Origin of the sequence: Streptomyces ferrugineus, from assembly GCF_015160855.1 — a bacterium.
Classification (GTDB): Bacteria; Actinomycetota; Actinomycetes; order Streptomycetales; family Streptomycetaceae; genus Streptomyces; species Streptomyces ferrugineus.
On the sequence record NZ_CP063373.1, the window covers coordinates 8,530,897 to 8,549,322 of the forward strand.

An 18,426-nucleotide genomic window follows, 5' to 3' on the forward strand; every position below is an offset into this window, starting at 1 on the left:
ATGCGGCAGGCGTCACGTGACGGGGATACCCCGGGTGGGAATGGCGCCCGGGTGGCGTACGTTCCTTCTCTGGACGAGCTGATCCCCCGAGCCTTTGAGGAGCGCGCGAGACATGCAGGGCACTGTGACGATGTACAGCACGACGTGGTGCGGCTACTGCCAGCGGCTGAAGAAGCAGCTGGAGCGCGAGGGCATCGCGTACACCGAGATCAACATCGAGCAGGACCCGGAGTCCGCGGCGTTCGTCGAGAAGGCGAATGGCGGAAACCAGACGGTCCCGACCGTGCTCTTCGGGGACGGTTCGACGCTGACGAACCCGTCGCTGGCTCAGGTCAAGCAGAAGATCGGCGTGTGATCGACCCGCAGGAAGAGGGTGGCCGTCCCCGCATGGGGGCGGCCACCTTTTCCGTTGGCGCTCAGACGCCGCGGGTCGGCAGCGGCTTGCCGTACCAGCGCTCGATCAGGCGGGCCGCGATCGAGATGCCGTAGGGCGGCAGGACCTCGCCGGAGTCGAAGGCGGCGCCCAGTTCCTCGCGGGAGAACCAGCGGGCTTCGTGGATCTCGTCGCCGTCGACCTCGACCTCGGTGGAGGTGGCGCGGGCCATGAAGCCCAGCATGAGGCTGGACGGGAAGGGCCAGGGCTGGCTGGCGATGTACTCGACCTCGCCGACGGTGATGCCGGCCTCCTCGGAGACCTCGCGGCGTACGGCCTGCTCGATGGATTCGCCTGGCTCGACGAAGCCCGCGAGCGTGGAGAAGCGGCCTTCGGGCCAGTGGACCTGGCGGCCGAGGAGGATGCGGTCGTCCTCGTCGGTGACGGCCATGATCACGGCGGGGTCGGTGCGCGGGTAGTGCTCGGCGCCGCAGGCGGGGCAGCGGCGGATGTGGCCGGCGGCGGCGATCACGGTGCGCTCGCCGCAGCGGGAGCAGAAGCGGTGGGTGCGCTGCCAGTTCTCCAGGCCGACGGCGTGCACCATCAGGCCCGCGTCGCGCGGTGACAGCAGCAGGCCCGCCTCGCGCAGGCCGGCCGCGCGCGCGGACTGGTCGATGCGGCCGGGCAGGGCGTCCTTCTGGAGGGCGAAGTAGCTGACGCCGTCCTCGTCGATACCGAGGAAGTAGCGGTGTGCTTCGGTGAGGGGGGCCTCGAAGGAGGGGGTCATGACGAGTTCGGTGCGTCCGTCCGCCGTCTCGTCGATGAGGACCTGGCCGCCGGAGACCACGAAGCAGCGGGTCGTGGGGTGGCTCCATGCCGCCGCGAGCCAGGCTTCGTCGAGCCGGTGGTGGGCTGCGCGGTCGATGCCGCTCGGGGCGGTGAGCGAGATGGGGCGGTCGGCGGTGTGGTCGGTCCAGGTGGTCACGGGTGCTTCCAACTCCCCCAGTGGAACGGTGTGCTTCGGCGGGTGGATCGGCGGGACGTGGGACGGGAGGGGACCTGGGGCGGCGGGGTTCGGCTGTGCGGGGCGGCGGTTTCAGTGTGCCCCGCGTGCGATGCCCGTCCGGACGGCCTCGGTGGCTCAGGGCGCATGGCGCCAGTTCGCGGCCAGGTCGTCCCACAGGTGGGCGGTGGTCTCGACGCCTTTGAGGAGCAGGTCCAGCTCGACCTTCTCGTTCGGGGCGTGCCAGCCGTCGGAGGGGACGGAGATGCCGAGGAAGAGCACGGGTGCGCCGAGGACGTCCTGGAGGTCGGCGGCGGGTCCGGAGCCGCCTTCGCGCGTGAAGCGCACGGGCCCCTCGAAGGCGCGGCCCATGGCGCGTACGACGGACTGGAGGGCGGGGTGGTCCAGTGGCGTCAGGCATGGGCGTGTGGCTCCGCTGAACGTGATCTCGCAGCGGATCCCGGCGGGCACCTGGTCGTCGGCCCAGGCGCGGACGGCCTTTTCGATGTGGTCGGGGTCCTGTCCCGCGACCAGCCGGAAGGAGAGCTTGACCATGGCGGAGGACGGGATGATCGTCTTGCTGCCGGGTCCCTGGTAGCCGCCTCCGATGCCGTTGACCTCGGCGGTGGGGCGGGCCCAGATGCGTTCCAGGGTGGTGTGGCCGGCCTCGCCGTGGGTGGCGTACGACTTGGCGGTGTGCAGCCAGCGCTCCTCGTCGAAGGGGAGCTCGGCGAAGAGTTCGCGTTCGCGGTCGGTCAGTTCGATCACGCCGTCGTAGAAGCCGGGGATCGCCACGCGCGCGTGCTCGTCGTGCAGGGCGGCGACGAGGCGGGCGGCGGCGGTGGCCGGGTTGGGGACGGCGCCGCCGAAGGAGCCGGAGTGGATGTCCTGGTCGGGGCCGTGGAGTCGGATCTCGCACTCGGCGAGGCCGCGCATGCCGGTGCACACGGTGGGGGTGTCCTCGGCCCACATGCCGGTGTCGGACACGATCACGGCGTCGGTCGCGAGACGGCGTGCGTGCGCCTCGACGAGCGCGCGGAAGTTCGGGGAGCCGGACTCCTCCTCGCCCTCGACGATCAGCTTCAGGTTGACGGCCGGGGTGGTGCGGCCGGTGGTGGCGAGGTGGGTGCGGACGCCGAGTGTGTGGAAGAACACCTGGCCCTTGTCGTCGGCCGCCCCGCGCGCGTGCAGGCGCCCTTCGCGGATGACGGGCTCGAAGGGGTCACTGTCCCATCCGTCCTCGCGGGCGGCGGGCTGCACGTCATGGTGCCCGTAGACGAGGACGGTGGGTGCCTCGGGGTCGTCGCAGGGCCACTCGGCGAAGACGGCGGGCGCGCCCGGCGTCGGCCAGACCTCGACAATCGGGAAGCCGGTCTCCTTGAGTTTGGCGGCGAGCCAGTCGGCGCTGCGGCGTACGTCGGGCGCGTGGTCGGGCTGGGCCGACACGGACGGGATGCGCAGCCATTCCGCGAGGTCGTCGAGGAAGGCGGCACGGTGCTGCTCGATGTATGTACGGACGGCGCTGACGGCACTGTCAACGGGCTGGCTCATGGTCACGAGCCTATCGGCCCGCGCCGACATCCTCGGTGGGCGGTTCCTCACAGTCCGCCTCGGCGGCCGGCTCGTCGGTGAGCAGCCGTTCCAGTGCCGCCCGGTCGGGAAGGTCGTCCGGGCGTACGACCTCGCCGCTGCGGACGTACAGGAACGCGGCGTCGACCGACTCCAGGGGCACGCCCTGCTGCTCGGCCCAGGCGAGCCGGTACAGGGCGAGCTGGAGGGGGTCGGCGGTGCGGGTGCGGTTGGTCTTCCAGTCGACGATCTCGTAGGTCGCCCCGTCGCCGTCGCCGGTCTTGTAGACGGCGTCGATACGGCCCCGTACGACGCGGCCGGCGATCTCGAGCTGGAACGGGGCCTCGACCCGGTATGGCGTGCGGTGGGCGTACTCGGTGCGCTCGAAGGCGTCCTTGAGGGCTTCCAGGTCGCGCTCGTCGGCGATCTCGGCCTCGCTGCCGGGCAGGTCGTCGGGCTCCAGCATGGGCAGTGTCAGCTCTTCGAAGCGGGATTCCACCCAGGCGTGGAATCGGGTGCCTCGACGTGCGGCGGGTTGTGGGGGGCGTGGCATGGGGCGCGCGAGTTCCTGCGCGAATCCGTCCGGGTCGGCTGCCAGTCGCAGCAGCTGGGACGCGGTCAGTGACGCGGGCAGGGGTACGTCCGTGACGCTTGCGCGGGTGCGCAGCAGTTCGCCGGTGAGGGCGTCGAGGTCACGGTCCCAGGAGGCGATGGTGCGGGCCTCCTCCGGAGTGAGGGGGTCCTCCGGAGTGAGAGGGCCCTCCAGAGTGAGGGGGGCCGTTTCCACGGAGTCTTCCGCGGGGTGCGGGCGGGCGGAGGGCCGCGGGGGCTGCGCCTGGTGCGGGATGGCCGGGGTCGGGCGGTCGGTGGTCCAGGAGTCCCAGTCGTCGGGGTCGTCGTCGGGCGGATCGTCCGTCAACGCCTCGTCGTCCTGCGGTGGCGGGGGCCACTCGGGATCGTCGGAGATGTCCGGGTCGTGTGTGGCGGCGGGGTGAGCGTCCTCGTGGGAGGCGAGGTTCTCCAGGTGGGCCAGGACCGTCTCGGCGGCAGCGCGGCGGCGGGTCAGGGCGGCGGCGTCGAGGGGCAGCGGCCATACCTGGTCGGCGTTCTCGCGGTGCAGGGCGGGGTTCTCCGCGTCTTCGGCCGGTTCGTCCGCCCATGCCTCGATCTCGCCGTGTCCGGCCGCGCAGTGGTCGTGCAGGGACTGAAGGAAGTCGGAGGGGCCTCGGCGCTTCTTCTGCGTGGGCCCCCACCAGTGGCCGGAGCCGAGGAGGAGGGAGCGGGGGCGGGTGAAGGTGACGTAGCCGAGACGGAGTTCCTCGGTGTGCTGGTGGTCCTTCATGGCCTCCTGGAAGGCCTTCAGGCCTCGGGAGTCCCAGGAGGCGACGTCGGGGAGGGTGTCGGCGTCGCCGCGCAGTCCGTGCGGCAGCACCTTGGCCTGGGCGGTCCACTTCTCGCGGCCCTGGGTGCTGGGGAAGGTTCCGGTGACGAGGCCGGGGACGGCCACCACGTCCCACTCCAGGCCCTTGGACTTGTGCGCGGTGAGGACCTTGACGGTGTTCTCGCCGCCGGGGAGGGCGTTGTCGAGGCCCTTCTCGTACTGGGCTGCGGTGCGCAGGAAGCCGAGGAAGGCGAGCAGGGTCGCGTCGTTGTCGCCGGCCGCGAAGGAGGCGGCGATGTCGAGGAAGTTGGACAGGGTCTCGCGGCGGCGGGCGGCCAGGGCGTGCGGGGAGGCGGACAGTTCGACTTCCAGGCCGGTGACGGCGAGGACGCGGTGGAGGACGTCCATCAGCGGGTCGGACAGGGAGCGGCGCAGGTCGCGCAGTTCGGTGGCCAGGCGAGCGAAGCGCACGCGCGCGTCCGGCGAGAAGGGCAGCCCGTCATGGTCCCCTTCACCGTCCAGCGGTGTCTCCAGGAAGGTGTCGAGGGCGTCCGCGAGCGAGATCACCTCGGCGGGGTCGACCCCCTCGACGGCTTCGGCGAGCCGTCGGTCCAAGTCGTCGTCGCCGTCCACGCGCGCGTGGGTGACGAGCAGCCGTGCGCGGCGCCCCAGGAGGGCGAGGTCGCGCGGGCCGATGCGCCAGCGCGGGCCGGTGAGCAGGCGGACCAGGGAGGCGTTGGCGCCGGGGTCCTGGAGGACCTCGCAGACGGCGACCAGGTCGGCGATCTCGGGCAGGTGGAGCAGCCCGGACAGGCCGACGACCTCGACGGGGACGTCGCGGGCGACGAGCGCGCCCTGGATCTCGGCGAAGTCGGTCGCCGTGCGGCACAGGACGGCGATCTCGCCGGGTGCCTTGCCGGTGTTGACGAGGTGGGCGACGGATTCGGCGATCCAGTCGATCTCCTCGGCGTGGGTGGGCAGCAGCGCGCAGCGGACCGTGCCGTCGAGCTCGGCTCCGGGGGCCGGGCGCAGGGCCTCCACGCCCGCGTGCATGGCGCGCAGGGGCTCCGCGAGGCCGTTGGCGAGGTCGAGAAGGCGTCCGCCGCTGCGGCGGTTCTCGCTGAGTGCCTGGCGGGTGGCGGGGCGGCCGTCGGTGTGGGCGAAGTGCTCGGGGAAGTCGTCGAGGTTGGCGACGGAGGCGCCGCGCCAGCCGTAGATCGCCTGGCAGGGGTCGCCGACGGCGGTCACCGGGTGGCCGGTGCCGTCACCGAACAGGCCCGCCAGAAGGACGCGTTGGGCGACGGACGTGTCCTGGTACTCGTCCAGGAGGACCACGCGGAACTCGTCGCGCAGGATGCGGCCGACTTCGGGGATCCGGGCGAGCTGTGCGGACAGGGCGATCTGGTCGCCGAAGTCGATCAGGTCGCGCTCGCGTTTGGCGGCGCGGTAGCGGACGACGAGTTCGGCGAGTTCGCGGCGGGCCGCGGCCGCCTCGGGGACCTTGCGCAGATCAGCGTTGGTGAGTTTGACGCCCTGAAGGGTGAGCAGCAGCTCGGCGTCGTGCGCGCGCAGGGTCTCGGGTCGCACCAGGTGCTCGGCGAGTTCGGCGTCGAGGGCGAGGAGGTCGCTGACGAGGTCGGCGAAGGAGCGGGTGAGGGCCGGGTAGGGGCCGGGGGCTTCGCGCAGTACGCGCGCGGCGAGTTGGTAGCGGGTGGCGTCGGCGAGCAGGCGGGAGGTCGGTTCGAGGCCGATGCGCAGGCCGTGGTCGGTCAGCAGGCGGCCCGCGAAGGCGTGGTAGGTGGAGATCACCGGCTCGCCCGGCGGGTTGTCCGGATCGATGATGTCGGGGTCGGTGACGCCGGCCTTGATCAGTGCTTTGCGGACGCGTTCGGCGAGTTCACCGGCGGCCTTGTTGGTGAAGGTCAGGCCGAGGACCTGTTCGGGGGCGACCTGGCCGGTGCCGACCAGCCACACCACGCGGGCGGCCATCACCGTCGTCTTGCCGGATCCGGCTCCGGCGACGATCACCTGCGGGGCGGGCGGCGCGGTGATGCAGGCCGTCTGCTCCGGGGTGAACGGGATGCCGAGGAGCTCCTTGAGCTGCTCGGGATCGGTGATACGGGCGGACACCTCAGAGAGGCTAGCGGCGGGCACCGACAGTGGCTGCCGGATCCGCCTTCGGGTGGGGAGACCCGCAGGTCAGCGCGGGTGGTGCGATCGGTCACTCCGCTGCTCGCGCGCCTGTTACTCGACCACGTGCCGTCCCTCGGGCCGCGCACTGCACGACGCCCGGAACGCGCAATGTGTACAGTGTTGCCCCGCATTGGGCGTGAATCGCTCGTCGAGGACCTTGCCGGCCGCCGTGGCGAGCAGGTCGCCGACCCACTCCCCCTCCGGGCCGTCCAGTGGCTGCTGCCCCTGCACCTTGGGCAGCGTCTCACCGCCGTCGCGCTTGGCGGCGCCCTGGCGCAGCTGGACGAGTTCGGCACCGCCCGGCTCGGGACGTACGCCGTCGAAGGCCTCGTCGACGGCTCCTTCGCGGACGGCGAGCTGATAGACGGCGAGCTGTGGATGGTGGGCGACCTCGGCCGCGCTGGGTGCCTGCTTGCCGGTCTTGAAGTCGACGACGTAGGCGCGTCCGTCGCCGTCGGCCTCGACGCGGTCCATCTGGCCGCGGATGCGCACCTCGAAGTCGCCGGCCTCCAGGGTCACGTCGAAGTCGTGCTCGCTGGCCACCGGCGTGCGCCCCGCGCGGTCCATCACATGCCACTTCAGGAAGCGTTCGAGCGCCACGCGCGCGTTGTCCTTCTCCTGCGCCGACTTCCAGGGCGCGTCGAAGGCGAGCGCGTTCCACACCGAGTCGAGGCGCTCCATGAGGACGGCGAGGTCGGCCGGGGTGTGTCCGGAGGCGACCTCGTCGGCGAGGACGTGCACCACGTTTCCGAAGCCCTGGGCGGCGGTGGCGGGCGCGTCGGCCTTCACCTCGCGGCCCAGGAACCACTGCAGGGCGCAGGTGTTGGCGAGCTGGTCCAGGGCGCTTCCGGAGAGCACGACGGGCTGGTCGCGGTTGCGCAGCGGCACCTTGGACTCGGTCGGCTCGAACATGCCCCACCAGCGGTAGGGGTGCGCGGCGGGCACCAGCGGGCGGCCGTCCTCGTCGGCGAGCGCCGCCAGCCGGGCCAGTCGGCGGGCGGCGGCCTCCCTGAGGGTCTCCGACACGCGCGGGTCGACCGTCGTGGCCCTGAGCTCGGCGACGAGTGCGGCGACGGACAGCGGACGGCGCGGGCGGCCCGTCACGTCCCTCGGTTCGACGCCGAGTTCGGTCAGGAAGCGGGAAGGCTGGTCGCCGTCGTCGGCCGGGGCCTTCACCGCTGTGACGACGAGGCGTTCACGCGCGCGTGTGGCGGCGACGTAGAACAGGCGGCGCTCCTCCGCCAGCAGCGCGCCCGGGGTGAGCGGTTCGGCGAGTCCGTCGCGGCCGATGCGGTCGGCCTCCAGGAGGGAGCCGCGGCGGCGCAGGTCCGGCCACAGGCCCTCCTGGACGCCGGCGACGACGACCAGGCGCCACTGCAGGCCCTTGGAGCGGTGCGCGGTCATCAGACGCACGGCGTCGGGGCGCACGGCACGCCGTGTGAGGGTGTCGGCGGCGATGTCCTCGGCGTCGATCTCCTCCAGGAAGTTCAGGGCGCCCCGTCCGCCGATGCGTTCCTCCGCGCGGGCCGCTGTCGCGAACAGCGCGCAGACGGCGTCCAGGTCACGGTCGGCATTGCGGCCGGCCGCGCCGCCGCGGCGGGCGATGCGCTCCAGGCGCGTGGGCCAGGGCGTGCCCTCCCACAGGTCCCACAGCGCCTCCTCGGCCGTACCGCCGCCCGCGAGGCGTTCACGGGCCTTGCGCAGCAGCGCGCCGAGACGCTGGGCGCCACGCGCGTACGTGGGGTCGTGGACCGCGAGGCGCTCCGGCTCGGCCAGTGCCCGCGCGAGCAGCTCGTCCGAGGGCGGCGGCAAGGGGATGCCCGCGGCCCGCTCCTCCTCACGCAGGGCGCGCCCCAGGCGGCGCAGGTCGGCGGCGTCCATGCCGGCGAGGGGGGAGGCGAGCAGGGTGAGGGCGGTCTCGGTGTCGAGCCAGGAGGCGGCGGGCTCGTCGGTGGAGTCGCTTCCAGCAGGGTCGCTCTCCTGCTGTCGTACGTGGTCGCCGGGGCTGTCATGTCGTGCGTCGTCGCCGGGACTCTCATGTCGTGCGTCGTCGCCGGGGCTCTCATGTCGTGCGTCGTCGCCGGGGCTCTCATGTCGTGCGCCCCCGTCGGCCGCCTCCGCCGCGGCCACCGCGCGCAGTGCCGTCAGCAGTGGTGCCACGGCCGGCTCATGCCTGAGCGGCAGGTCGTCGCCGTCGATGTCAAGGGGCACCCCGGCGGCCGTGAGCGCCCGGCGCACCGTCGGGATGGTGCGCGACCCCGCGCGGACCAGGACGGCCATGTCGCGCCACGGAACGCCGTCCTCCAGGTGGGCCCGGCGCAGGATGTCGGCGATGTTGTCGAGCTCGGTACCGGGTGTCGGGTAGGTGAAGACTTCGACACGGCCGCCCTCGTGGACGGGGGCGAGCTCGCGGTGGGCGCGGACCTTCACCGCCGGGAGCCGGGTGAGCGGCATGCGCTGGGTCAGCAGCCGGGTCGCGGCCAGCAGGGCGGCGCCGGAGCGCCGGGAGGTGCGCAGGACCTCCACGGGCGCGGGTCGGCCGTCCGCGCGCGGGAAGGCGTGCGGGAACTCCAGGATTCCGTTCACGTCGGCGCCCCGGAACGCGTAGATCGACTGGTCCGGGTCGCCGAGGGCGACCAGGGTGCGGCCGCCGCCGGCGAGGGCGTGCAGCAGCCGTACCTGCGCCGGGTCGGTGTCCTGGTACTCGTCGACGTACACGGCGTCGTACCGCGCGGCGAGACGCGCGGCGACCTCGGGGCGGCGGGCGAGGAGGACCGCGCGGTGGACCAGTTCGGCGTAGTCGAGCACGCCCTGCATGTCGAGCACGTCCAGGTACTCGGCGAGGAAGGAGGCGGCCGCGCGCCAGTCGGGCCGGCCGATGCGGCGGGCGAAGGCGTCCAGGGCGTCGGGGCCGAGGCCCAGCTCGCGGCTGCGGGCGAGGACCGCGCGGACCTCGTCGGCGAAACCGCGGGTGGTCAGACAGGCGCGCAGTTCGTCCGGCCAGCGCACATGGGCGAGTCCGAGCCGCTCCAGGCCCGGCTGGCCGGCGAGCAGCTCCCGCACGGTCACGTCCTGCTCGGGGCCGGACAGCAGCCGCAGTGGCTCGACGAACAGGTCGCTGTCCTGGTGGGCGCGGACCAGGGCGTAGCAGAGCGAGTGGAAGGTGGTCGCCTGCGGGGCACGGGCCGCGCCTATGCGCAGCGCCATGCGGTCGCGCAGTTCCACCGCGGCCTTGCGGCTGAACGTCAACACCAGGATGCGCTCGGGGTCCCCGCCACGGGCGATGCGCGCCGCGACCGACTCGACCAGTGTGGTGGTCTTGCCGGTGCCCGGACCTGCGAGGACGAGCAGTGGACCGGCCTCGTGGTCAACCACGGCGCGTTGTGCGGCGTCCAGACGAGGGGGAGCCGCTCGCACCGCGGGGGTACGCACCAGCCGGTAAGCGCCACGGGTCCCCTGTCGCACCTGGGGGTGCGACAGGCGCCTGGTGGAAAAAGAGGAGCTCACGTGGTTCGCCGGTCCTGGTGGGTGTGCAGGTGGTCATCGCCGGCGCTGAACGCCGTCGTTGCGGGGCGGTGGTCGGGGGAAGACGGGTGGGCCGCCCCTCGCGCGTGGAGGGTGGTGGCCGCGTGGTGAGGGGGGCACGTGCAGCCGACGCTACGCCGAGGCATGGTGCGGAAGCAGGGCTTCCGATTCATCCCTCGGGCCACTCGTGGCACGTGCGTCCCTCGACTCACGAACGTACGTCATGCCACGAACGTGCCCTCTTTCACCCATACGGATCACAGGTCACACAGCGGGCCGTCGGATGGCGGAAGCTGTCAGGTGTGACCCTGTGCGCGTTCGCCGCCGTCCCACCGCGCGCGCTTCAAGTCGAGGCGCGGCAGGTGGCCCTCGGCGGCCCTGCTCGCCTCCTTCAGGGGCGTGCCCTCCGCCCGGTACTGCTCCAGCGCTCTCAGCTCGTGGCCGGGCAGCAGGACGCCGTCCGCGCGGACCACCCGCCACCACGGAACGGCTCCCCCATAGAGGGACATCACACGGCCCACCTGCCGCGGGCCGCCCTCCTGAAGCCACTCGGCGACATCGCCGTACGTCATGACACGCCCGGGCGGGATCAGCTCGGTGACCTCGAGCACCCGCTCGGCGTACTCGGGCAGCGCGTCCGCATGCTCCGCACGGGTGTCGTCGTGGGCCTGACGGGCGCCGTCCGGAAGGCTCTCCTCACTCATCCGCCCCATCCTGCCCCAATCCACCGACAATGTGACGTGCCCGCCACTGTGCGTATCCCTCGCCCTGGGGCGGTGCTTCGGGCAGACTGTGCGCCCCCGCATTTGCACCCTGATGCCCCCGTGTGTCGGTGGAGCATGCCACCATCGTGCGGGCGGTGACTGGTGATACGAGATCAAGAAGAGACGATGAAGCAGCAGGGTGCGCACCCGGAGGACGCGGAAAGCACCTCTGACGCTTCGTCGCGCCCCGGCCCCGCGGACGCCGACAAGAAGGACACCGGCGAGCGCGGCGAAGGAGGCGGCAAGGGCGAGGCCAGGAAGCCGGTCGACGCGAGCGAGGCGGGCCGCAAGGCCGTCGAGGGGAAGGCCGCCTACGACCTGGAGTTCGAAGAGGCGCACGCCGACGAGGTCGAGGGCGACGAACCGCTGCTCCCCGCGCGCGTGCACCGCCCGTCCGACTTGATGCGGCTCCTGGTGGGCGTGCTGGGCATCGCCCTGCTGCTCGCGATCGCCGCGTTCGCGCACGGCACCACCTCGGGCCTGGAGCAGGACATCAACAAGGGCACCGGACAGGCGCCCGACGTGTTCAGCAAGATGGCCGGGCTGGTGTCCAGCATCGCGATCCTGCTCGTGCCGGTCGCCTTCGCCATCGAGCGGCTGATCAAGCGGGACGGGCTGCGCATCGCCGACGGCGTCCTCGCGGCGGTCCTCGCGCACGGTGTGACGCTCGCCACCGACCTGTGGGTCGCGCGGGCAGCCCCGGAGTCCATCCGGGACGCCCTCACCCAGCCCTCGCCCGGCGACGTCGGCTCACTCACCGACCCGGTGCACGGCTATCTCGCCCCGGTCATCGCGTACATGACGGCCGTGGGCATGTCCCGCAGACCCCGCTGGCGTGCGGTCCTGTGGGCGGTCCTGGTCCTGTACGCCTTCTCGATGCTGGTCACCGGCTACACCACGCCGTTCTCGATCGTCCTGACGCTGCTGATCGGCTGGACCGTCGCCTACGGCACGCTGTACGCGGTCGGCTCGCCCAACGTCCGTCCCACCGGGCGGACCCTGATGGCGGGCCTCAGGCACGTCGGTTTCCGCCCGGTGAGCGCGGCCCGCGAGGAGGTCTCCGACACCCAGGAGACCGGCGACCGCGGCCGGCGCTACTTCGTCACCCTCGAGGACGGCCCGCCGCTGGACGTGACCGTGGTCGACCGGGAGCAGCAGGCCCAGGGCTTCTTCTATCGCGCGTGGCGCAACCTCACGCTGCGCGGCTTCGCCACCCGCAGCAGCCTGCAGTCGCTGCGCCAGGCGCTCGAGCAGGAGGCGCTGCTCGCCTACGCGGCCATCGCGGCCGGTGCCAACGCGCCCAAGCTGATCGCCACCTCCGAGCTCGGCCCGGACGCCGTGATGCTGGTCTACGAGCACAGCGGCGGACACACCCTGGACTCGCTGTCGGACGAGGAGATCACCGACGAGTTGCTGCGCGGCACCTGGCGCCAGGTCAAGGCGCTGCAGTCGCGGCGTATCGCGCACCGCAGGCTGGTGGGTGACGCGATTCTGGTGGATCGTTCCGGCAAGGTGATCATCACCGACCTGCGCATCGGTGAGATCGCGGCCAACAGTCTGCTGCTGCGGATGGACATCTCCCAGCTGCTGGTGACCCTCGGCCTGCGGGTCGGCGCCGAGCGCGCGGTGGCCTCGGCGGTGAGCGTGCTCGGCCCGGACGCCGTGGCCGACTGCCTGCCGATGCTCCAGCCCATCGCGCTGAGCCGCTCCACGCGCGCGACGCTGCGCCGACTCGCGCGCGAGCGCTCCCAGCGCGAGCGTGAGGCGGTGCTGGAGGCGTCCCGGCAGTCCAGGCACGCGCGCAGTGAGGAGACCGCTGACGACTCCGGGGTGGTACTCGACAAGCCGGACAAGAAGACCGTACGGGCGCAGGCGCGGGCCGAGAAGCGGGCGATCGACGAGGCCCTGGACGAGGCGCGCGAGGAGGACCTGCTCACGCAGATCCGCCACGAGATGCTGCGGATCAGGCCGCAGGCGCCGGTCGAGCCGGCCCGCCTGGAGCGGGTGCGGCCGCGCACGCTGATCAGTTTCATCGCCGGTGCCATCGGCGCGTACTTCCTGCTGACCCAGCTCACCCACATCGAGTTCGGTCCGCTCATCTCCAACGCGCAGTGGGGCTGGGTGGCCGCGGCCGTGCTGTTCTCGGCGGCCAGCTACTTCGCGGCGGCGATGGCGCTGCTGGGGTTCGTGCCGGAGCGGGTGCCGTTCCGGCGGACCGTGGCCGCGCAGGTCGCCGGCTCCTTCGTGAAGATCGTCGCGCCGGCGGCGGTCGGTGGTGTCGCCCTGAACACGCGCTTCCTGCAGCGCTCGGGGGTGCGGCCGGGGCTCGCGGTGGCGAGCGTCGGCGCGTCGCAGCTGTTCGGGCTCGGCGCCCACATCCTGATGCTGCTGTCCTTCGGCTATCTGACCGGCACCGAGAAGACGCCGTCGCTGTCGCCGTCCAGGACCGTCATCGCGGGTCTGCTGACGGTCGCGGTGCTGGTGCTCGTGGTGACGTCGGTGCCGTTCCTGCGGAAGTTCGTCGTCACGCGCGTGAGGTCGCTCTTCGCCGGTGTCGTGCCGCGCATGCTCGATGTGCTCCAGCGGCCGCAGAAACTGATCACCGGCATCGGCGGCATGCTGCTGCTGACCGCCTGCTTCGTGATGTGCCTGGACGCGTCGATCCGCGCGTTCGGCAGCCAGGGGACGTCGATCAGCATCGCCAGCGTGGCCGTGGTGTTCCTCGCGGGCAACGCGCTCGGCTCGGCGGCCCCGACCCCCGGTGGCGTGGGCGCCGTGGAGGCGACCCTGACCGTCGGTCTGATCGCGGTGGGCCTGCCCAGCGAGGTCGCCGCGCCCGCGGTGCTGCTGTTCCGGCTGCTGACGCTGTGGCTGCCGGTGCTGCCGGGCTGGCTGGCCTTCAACCACCTGACCCGCAAGGGCGCGCTGTAGCGCGAGGAGGCGTACGGCAGACCGCGCGGGTTCGTCGTACGGGCACTGGGTTCGTCGTACGGGAAGGCTACGAGAAGGCCACGAGGGCTTGTCCTACGCCGAGCAGGGCGCCGTACGTTGTAAGGGCACGGAAGGTGAGGCCTCGCCGTAGCTCGTACGGACCGTGCCCCGAGCGCCCCACCACGTACGACCGCAGGATGGGACCATGCCGAAGCCTCCCCGGACGCGCGCCGCTGCCCTGACCGCCACCGCCCTGCTGCTGTCGGCCCTGCTGGCGGGTTGCGGCGACGACGGCTCCGGGGACGAGGACCTGACGGCACAGGAGCTGAGCTGGAAGGACTGCCCGGCGCCCTCACAGGCGCAGGGCGGCGGAGGCAGCCCGTCACCGCTGCCGGACGACGGCACCTGGCAGTGCGCCACGATGAAGGCGCCCCGCGACTGGGACGACCCCAAGGGCGACACCATCGGCATCGAGCTGATCCGGGTGAAGTCCAGCGGCGACGAGAGCCGGCGCATCGGCTCGCTGATCTTCAACTTCGGCGGCCCCGGCGGCTCGGGCGTCACGACACTGCCCGCCTTCGGCGACGGGTACGAGAAGTTGCGCACCCGCTACGACCTGGTGAGCTTCGACCCGCGCGGAGTCGGCCGCAGCGAACCCGTGCTGTGCGCGAACGACCAGCGGCTCGACGCCTACTTCCAGCAGGACTCGACGCCGGACGACGGCGCCGAGCGGACGGAGCTGGTGGACAGCACCAAGGAGTTCAACGCGGCCTGCGAGAAGAACTCCGAGGAGATGCTGCCCCATGTGAGCACCACCGACGCGGCCCGCGACATGGACCTGATGCGGCAGGTCCTCGGCGACGACAAGCTGCACTACTTCGGCATCTCCTACGGCACCGAACTCGGCGGCGTCTACGCCCACCTGTTCCCCGGGAACGTCGGCCGGGCCGTCTTCGACGCGGTGGTGGACCCCACGCAGAACGCCGAGCAGGGAGCGCTCGGACAGGCCAGGGGCTTCCAGCGCGCGCTCGACAACTTCGCCGCGGACTGCACCTCCAAGGTCGAGGACTGCCCGATCGGCGACACCGCCCAGGACGTCAAGGACCGCATCGCGAAGCTGCTGAAGGACCTCGACAGCAAGCCGATCGAGGGGATCTTCCCGCGTCAGCTGACCCAGTCCGCCGCGACCAACGGGATCGCGCAGGCGCTGTACTCGAAGGAGTTCTGGCCCTATCTCACGCAGGGTCTGGAGGAGGCGTACGACGGCACCGGCCGGACCCTGATGCTGCTGTCCGACTCGATGAACGGGCGCAGCGAGAACGGCGAGTACAGCAACATCGCCGCCGCCAACATCTCGATCAACTGCGCCGACGACAAACCGCGGTACACCCCCGAGTACGTGGAGCGGAAGCTGCCCGAGTTCCGGTCCGCCTCGAACGTGTTCGGCGACTTCCTCGCCTGGTCGATGCTGAGCTGCACCGACTGGGCCGTGGCGGGTGCCGCCGACCATCCCGACGTCGGCGCTGCCGGCTCGGCGCCGATCCTCGTCGTGGGCAACACGGGCGACCCGGCCACGCCGTACGAGGGCGCGCGGCGGATGGTGCAGGCGCTGGGCAAGGGCGTCGGCGTCGAGCTGACGTACCGGGGGCAGGGGCACGGCGCGTACGACAGCAAGAACAAGTGCGTGCAGGACGCGGTGAACGGATATCTGCTGGACGGGAAGGTGCCGACCGCGGGCACGGTCTGCTCCTGAGATCCCGCCGACCCTCGAATAGCGGCAGGTCAGAGAGTTATCCACAGGCCGCAACGAGCGATTCGTGATCCGCCTACCATGGCCTGACCGCCATCCGCGGCACAGCGTGGACGGCTTGCGAGGGGGGATGGGACATGACGCGTTTCGTACGGTGGGCGGCCGGGGCTGCCGCCGCCGCACTGTTGGCGACGGGGTGCAGCGGGGGCTCGTCCGACGACGCGGAGGCCGGTGACAGGACGAGCGGGCCGAGCTCATCGGCGGCCTCCGCCGGCTCGGCGACCCCGTTGCCGTCCTCGCTGACCTCGCAGAAGCTCGACTGGGGGCGTTGCAAGGCCGCCGCCGGCTCCCCCGCGCCTGGCGACAAGTGGCGGTGCGCGACGCTCAAGGCGCCGTTGAACTGGGCGAAACCGGACGGCAGGACGATCGACCTCGCGCTGATCCGTGCCAAGGCCACCGGCGACGACCGCATCGGTTCACTCCTGTTCAACTTCGGCGGTCCCGGCAGCTCGGGGGTGTCCACGATGCCGTGGTACGCCACCAGCGCCTCCGAGCTGGGCAAGCGGTACGACCTGGTGAGCTGGGACCCGCGCGGGGTGGGCTCCAGTGAGGGGGTGCGCTGCCGCAGCGACAAGGAGATCCAGGCGTCCGAGTCCGTGGACATCACGCCGGACACCCCGGCCGAGGAGACGGCGTACTTCCGGGACGCGGCCGCCTTCGGCAGGGGCTGCCAGAAGTCCCAGGGGACGCTGATGGCGCATGTGTCGACCACCGACACCGCCCGCGACATGGACCTGATGCGCCAGGTCCTCGGCGACACGAAGACGCACTACTTCGGCATCTCCTACGGCACCGAACTCGGTGGCGTCTACGCCCACCTGTTCCCCGGGAACGTGGGGCGGCTGATCCTGGACGCGGTCGTCGACCCCGGCGCCGACGGGGCGGGGCACGCCGAGAACCAGGCCCGGGGCTTCCAGCGCGCGCTGGACAACTATCTGGAGTCGACAGGCCGGGGCGCGGACGCGGGCACGCGGAAGATCGTGGACCTGCTGAAGCGGATCGACGCGAACCCGTTGCCCGGGTCGTCCGAGCGCAAGCTCACCGAGACGCTCGCGCTCACCGGGATCATCAGGCCGCTGTACAGCGAGGCGAGCTGGCCGACGCTGACCAGCGCCCTGGAGGCGGCCGAGCGGGGCGACGGCTCGGAGCTGCTGGCGCTCGCCGACGACTACAACGAACGTGACGCGTCGGGGCGCTACGGCACGGGGACCCATGCGCAACGGGTCATATCGTGCCTGGACGACAAGCAGCGGCCGACCGTCGAGGAGGCGAAGAAGCTGCTGCCGAGGTTCGAGAAGGTCTCGCCCGTGTTCGGACCCATGCTGGGCTGGGACACGGCCGGCTGGTGCCACGACTGGCCGGTGGCCGGGCAGTACGACACCCCGGAGGTCAGTGCGCCGGGTGCGGCGCCGATCCTGCTGGTCGGCAACACCGGCGACCCGGCGACGCCCTACGAGGGCACCAAGAGGATGGCGGACGAACTGGGCAAGGGCGTCGCGGTGACGCTCACCTGGGAGGGCGAGGGGCACTCCGCGTACGGGAAGGGGAGCGACTGCGTCGACTCGGCGGTCAACGCGTATCTGCTGCGGGGGACGGTGCCGAAGGACGGCAAGGTCTGCTCATGACGGCGGCGGGGGCCTCGGGCACCCGTGGTGCGCGAGGCCCCCGCCGACCGGAAGGCAGGACGAGCCGAGGCTCAGTACACCGGCTTGTCCGGCTCGATCTGGTTGACCCAGCCGATCACGCCGCCGCCGACATGCACGGCGTCGGAGAAGCCCGCGGACTTCAGGACCGCGAGGACTTCCGCACTGCGGACACCCGTCTTGCAGTGCAAGACGATCTTCTTGTCCTGCGGGAGGTTCTCCAGGGCGCTGCCCATGAGGAACTCGTTCTTCGGGATCAGCCGGGCGCCGGGGATCGAGACGATCTCGTACTCGTTGATCTCGCGGACGTCGATGATCTCGATGTTCTCGCCGTCGTCGATCCACTCCTTGAGCTGCTTCGGAGTGATCGTGGAGTCGGCGGCCGCCGCCTGGGCCTCCTCGGACACAACGCCGCAGAAGGCCTCGTAGTCGATGAGTTCGGTGACGGTCGGGTTCTCGCCGCAGACCGCGCAGTTCGGGTCCTTGCGGACCTTGACCTGGCGGTACTGCATCTCCAGGGCGTCGTAGATCATCAGGCGGCCGACCAGCGGCTCACCGGTGCCGGTGAGGACCTTGATGGCCTCGGTGACCTGGATGGAGCCGATCGACGCGCACAGCACGCCGAGCACGCCGCCCTCGGCGCAGGAGGGAACCATGCCGGGGGGCGGGGGCTCCGGGTAGAGGCAGCGGTAGCAGGGGCCGTGCTCGGACCAGAAGACCGAGGCCTGGCCGTCGAAGCGGTAGATGGAGCCCCACACGTACGGCTTGTTCAGCAGCACACAGGCGTCGTTGACCAGGTAGCGGGTCGCGAAGTTGTCCGTGCCGTCGACGATCAGGTCGTACTGGCTGAAGATGTCCATCACGTTGTCGGCCTCGAGCCGCTCCTCGTGAAGGATCACGTTCACGTACGGGTTGATGCCCTTGACGCTGTCGCGGGCGGACTCGGCCTTGGAGCGGCCGATGTCGGACTGGCTGTGGATGATCTGGCGCTGCAGGTTCGACTCGTCGACCTCGTCGAACTCCACGATGCCGAGCGTCCCGACGCCCGCGGCGGCCAGGTACATCAGCGCCGGCGAGCCCAGGCCGCCGGCGCCCACGCACAGCACCTTGGCGTTCTTCAGCCGCTTCTGCCCGTCCATCCCCACGTCGGGGATGATCAGGTGGCGGGAGTACCTGCGAACCTCGTCTACGGTGAGCTCGGGGGCCGGCTCGACCAGGGGTGGCAGCGACACGG

Annotated in this window: 10 protein-coding genes; 4 read left to right on the forward strand and 6 right to left on the reverse strand. The window is 71.7% G+C overall.

Annotated elements, in window-relative coordinates:
- Positions 1-112: 112 nt before the first annotated feature.
- The gene (locus tag IM697_RS37930) at positions 113-355 is read left to right on the forward strand and encodes a mycoredoxin (protein ID WP_190069482.1); all 243 of its coding nucleotides are present in this window, start codon (positions 113-115) and stop codon (positions 353-355) included.
- Between the two features lie 61 nt (positions 356-416).
- Here IM697_RS37930 and nudC read toward each other — a convergent pair whose 3' ends face one another.
- The 5 genes from nudC to IM697_RS37955 all read right to left on the reverse strand — a co-directional run bounded on the left by nudC (position 417) and on the right by IM697_RS37955 (position 10,748).
- Positions 417-1,370 carry an NAD(+) diphosphatase gene (gene nudC, locus IM697_RS37935; protein WP_194041047.1) on the reverse strand — a complete coding sequence of 318 codons (954 nt, stop codon included), beginning with the start codon at positions 1,368-1,370 and terminating at the stop codon, positions 417-419.
- 144 nt (positions 1,371-1,514) lie between these two features.
- Positions 1,515-2,927, reverse strand: a complete 1,413-nt coding sequence (locus IM697_RS37940; protein WP_194041049.1) for a dipeptidase — start codon at positions 2,925-2,927, stop codon at positions 1,515-1,517.
- Between the two features lie 10 nt (positions 2,928-2,937).
- Complete coding sequence (locus IM697_RS37945) at positions 2,938-6,456, reverse strand: ATP-dependent helicase (RefSeq protein WP_194041051.1); 3,519 nt, start codon at positions 6,454-6,456, stop codon at positions 2,938-2,940.
- A 114-nt stretch (positions 6,457-6,570) separates the two neighbouring features.
- On the reverse strand, positions 6,571-10,026 hold the full coding sequence (locus IM697_RS37950; protein WP_194041053.1) for an ATP-dependent helicase: 3,456 nt from the start codon (positions 10,024-10,026) through the stop codon (positions 6,571-6,573).
- Between the two features lie 314 nt (positions 10,027-10,340).
- Positions 10,341-10,748 (reverse strand): MGMT family protein, encoded by a 408-nt coding sequence (locus IM697_RS37955; protein ID WP_194041055.1) that lies wholly within the window; start codon positions 10,746-10,748, stop codon positions 10,341-10,343.
- 186 nt (positions 10,749-10,934) lie between these two features.
- On the opposite strand from IM697_RS37955, the gene IM697_RS37960 reads away from it, so the two are divergent.
- The 3 genes from IM697_RS37960 to IM697_RS37970 all read left to right on the forward strand — a co-directional run bounded on the left by IM697_RS37960 (position 10,935) and on the right by IM697_RS37970 (position 17,174).
- On the forward strand, positions 10,935-13,739 hold the full coding sequence (locus IM697_RS37960; protein ID WP_194041057.1) for a lysylphosphatidylglycerol synthase transmembrane domain-containing protein: 2,805 nt from the start codon (positions 10,935-10,937) through the stop codon (positions 13,737-13,739).
- A gap of 205 nt (positions 13,740-13,944) precedes the next feature.
- A complete protein-coding gene (locus IM697_RS37965) occupies positions 13,945-15,492 on the forward strand; it encodes an alpha/beta hydrolase (protein WP_194041059.1) in 1,548 nt (515 codons plus the stop codon).
- A gap of 134 nt (positions 15,493-15,626) precedes the next feature.
- Positions 15,627-17,174, forward strand: a complete 1,548-nt coding sequence (locus IM697_RS37970) for an alpha/beta hydrolase (protein ID WP_194041061.1) — start codon at positions 15,627-15,629, stop codon at positions 17,172-17,174.
- 71 nt (positions 17,175-17,245) lie between these two features.
- Here IM697_RS37970 and moeZ read toward each other — a convergent pair whose 3' ends face one another.
- Entirely contained in the window at positions 17,246-18,424 is a 1,179-nt protein-coding gene (gene moeZ / locus IM697_RS37975; RefSeq protein ID WP_194041063.1) for an adenylyltransferase/sulfurtransferase MoeZ, read from the reverse strand.
- Positions 18,425-18,426 lie beyond the last annotated feature (2 nt).

Bases quoted from the DNA above. Each gene is read 5' to 3' on its own strand.
- IM697_RS37960 (WP_194041057.1), top strand. From the start codon at position 10,935: ATGAAGCAGCAGGGTGCGCACCCGGAGGACGCGGAAAGCACCTCTGAC.
- IM697_RS37940 (WP_194041049.1), bottom strand. From the start codon at position 2,927: ATGAGCCAGCCCGTTGACAGTGCCGTCAGCGCCGTCCGTACATACATC.
- IM697_RS37930 (WP_190069482.1), top strand. From the start codon at position 113: ATGCAGGGCACTGTGACGATGTACAGCACGACGTGGTGCGGCTACTGC.
- IM697_RS37965 (WP_194041059.1), top strand. From the start codon at position 13,945: ATGCCGAAGCCTCCCCGGACGCGCGCCGCTGCCCTGACCGCCACCGCC.
- IM697_RS37970 (WP_194041061.1), top strand. From the start codon at position 15,627: ATGACGCGTTTCGTACGGTGGGCGGCCGGGGCTGCCGCCGCCGCACTG.
- IM697_RS37955 (WP_194041055.1), bottom strand. From the start codon at position 10,748: ATGAGTGAGGAGAGCCTTCCGGACGGCGCCCGTCAGGCCCACGACGAC.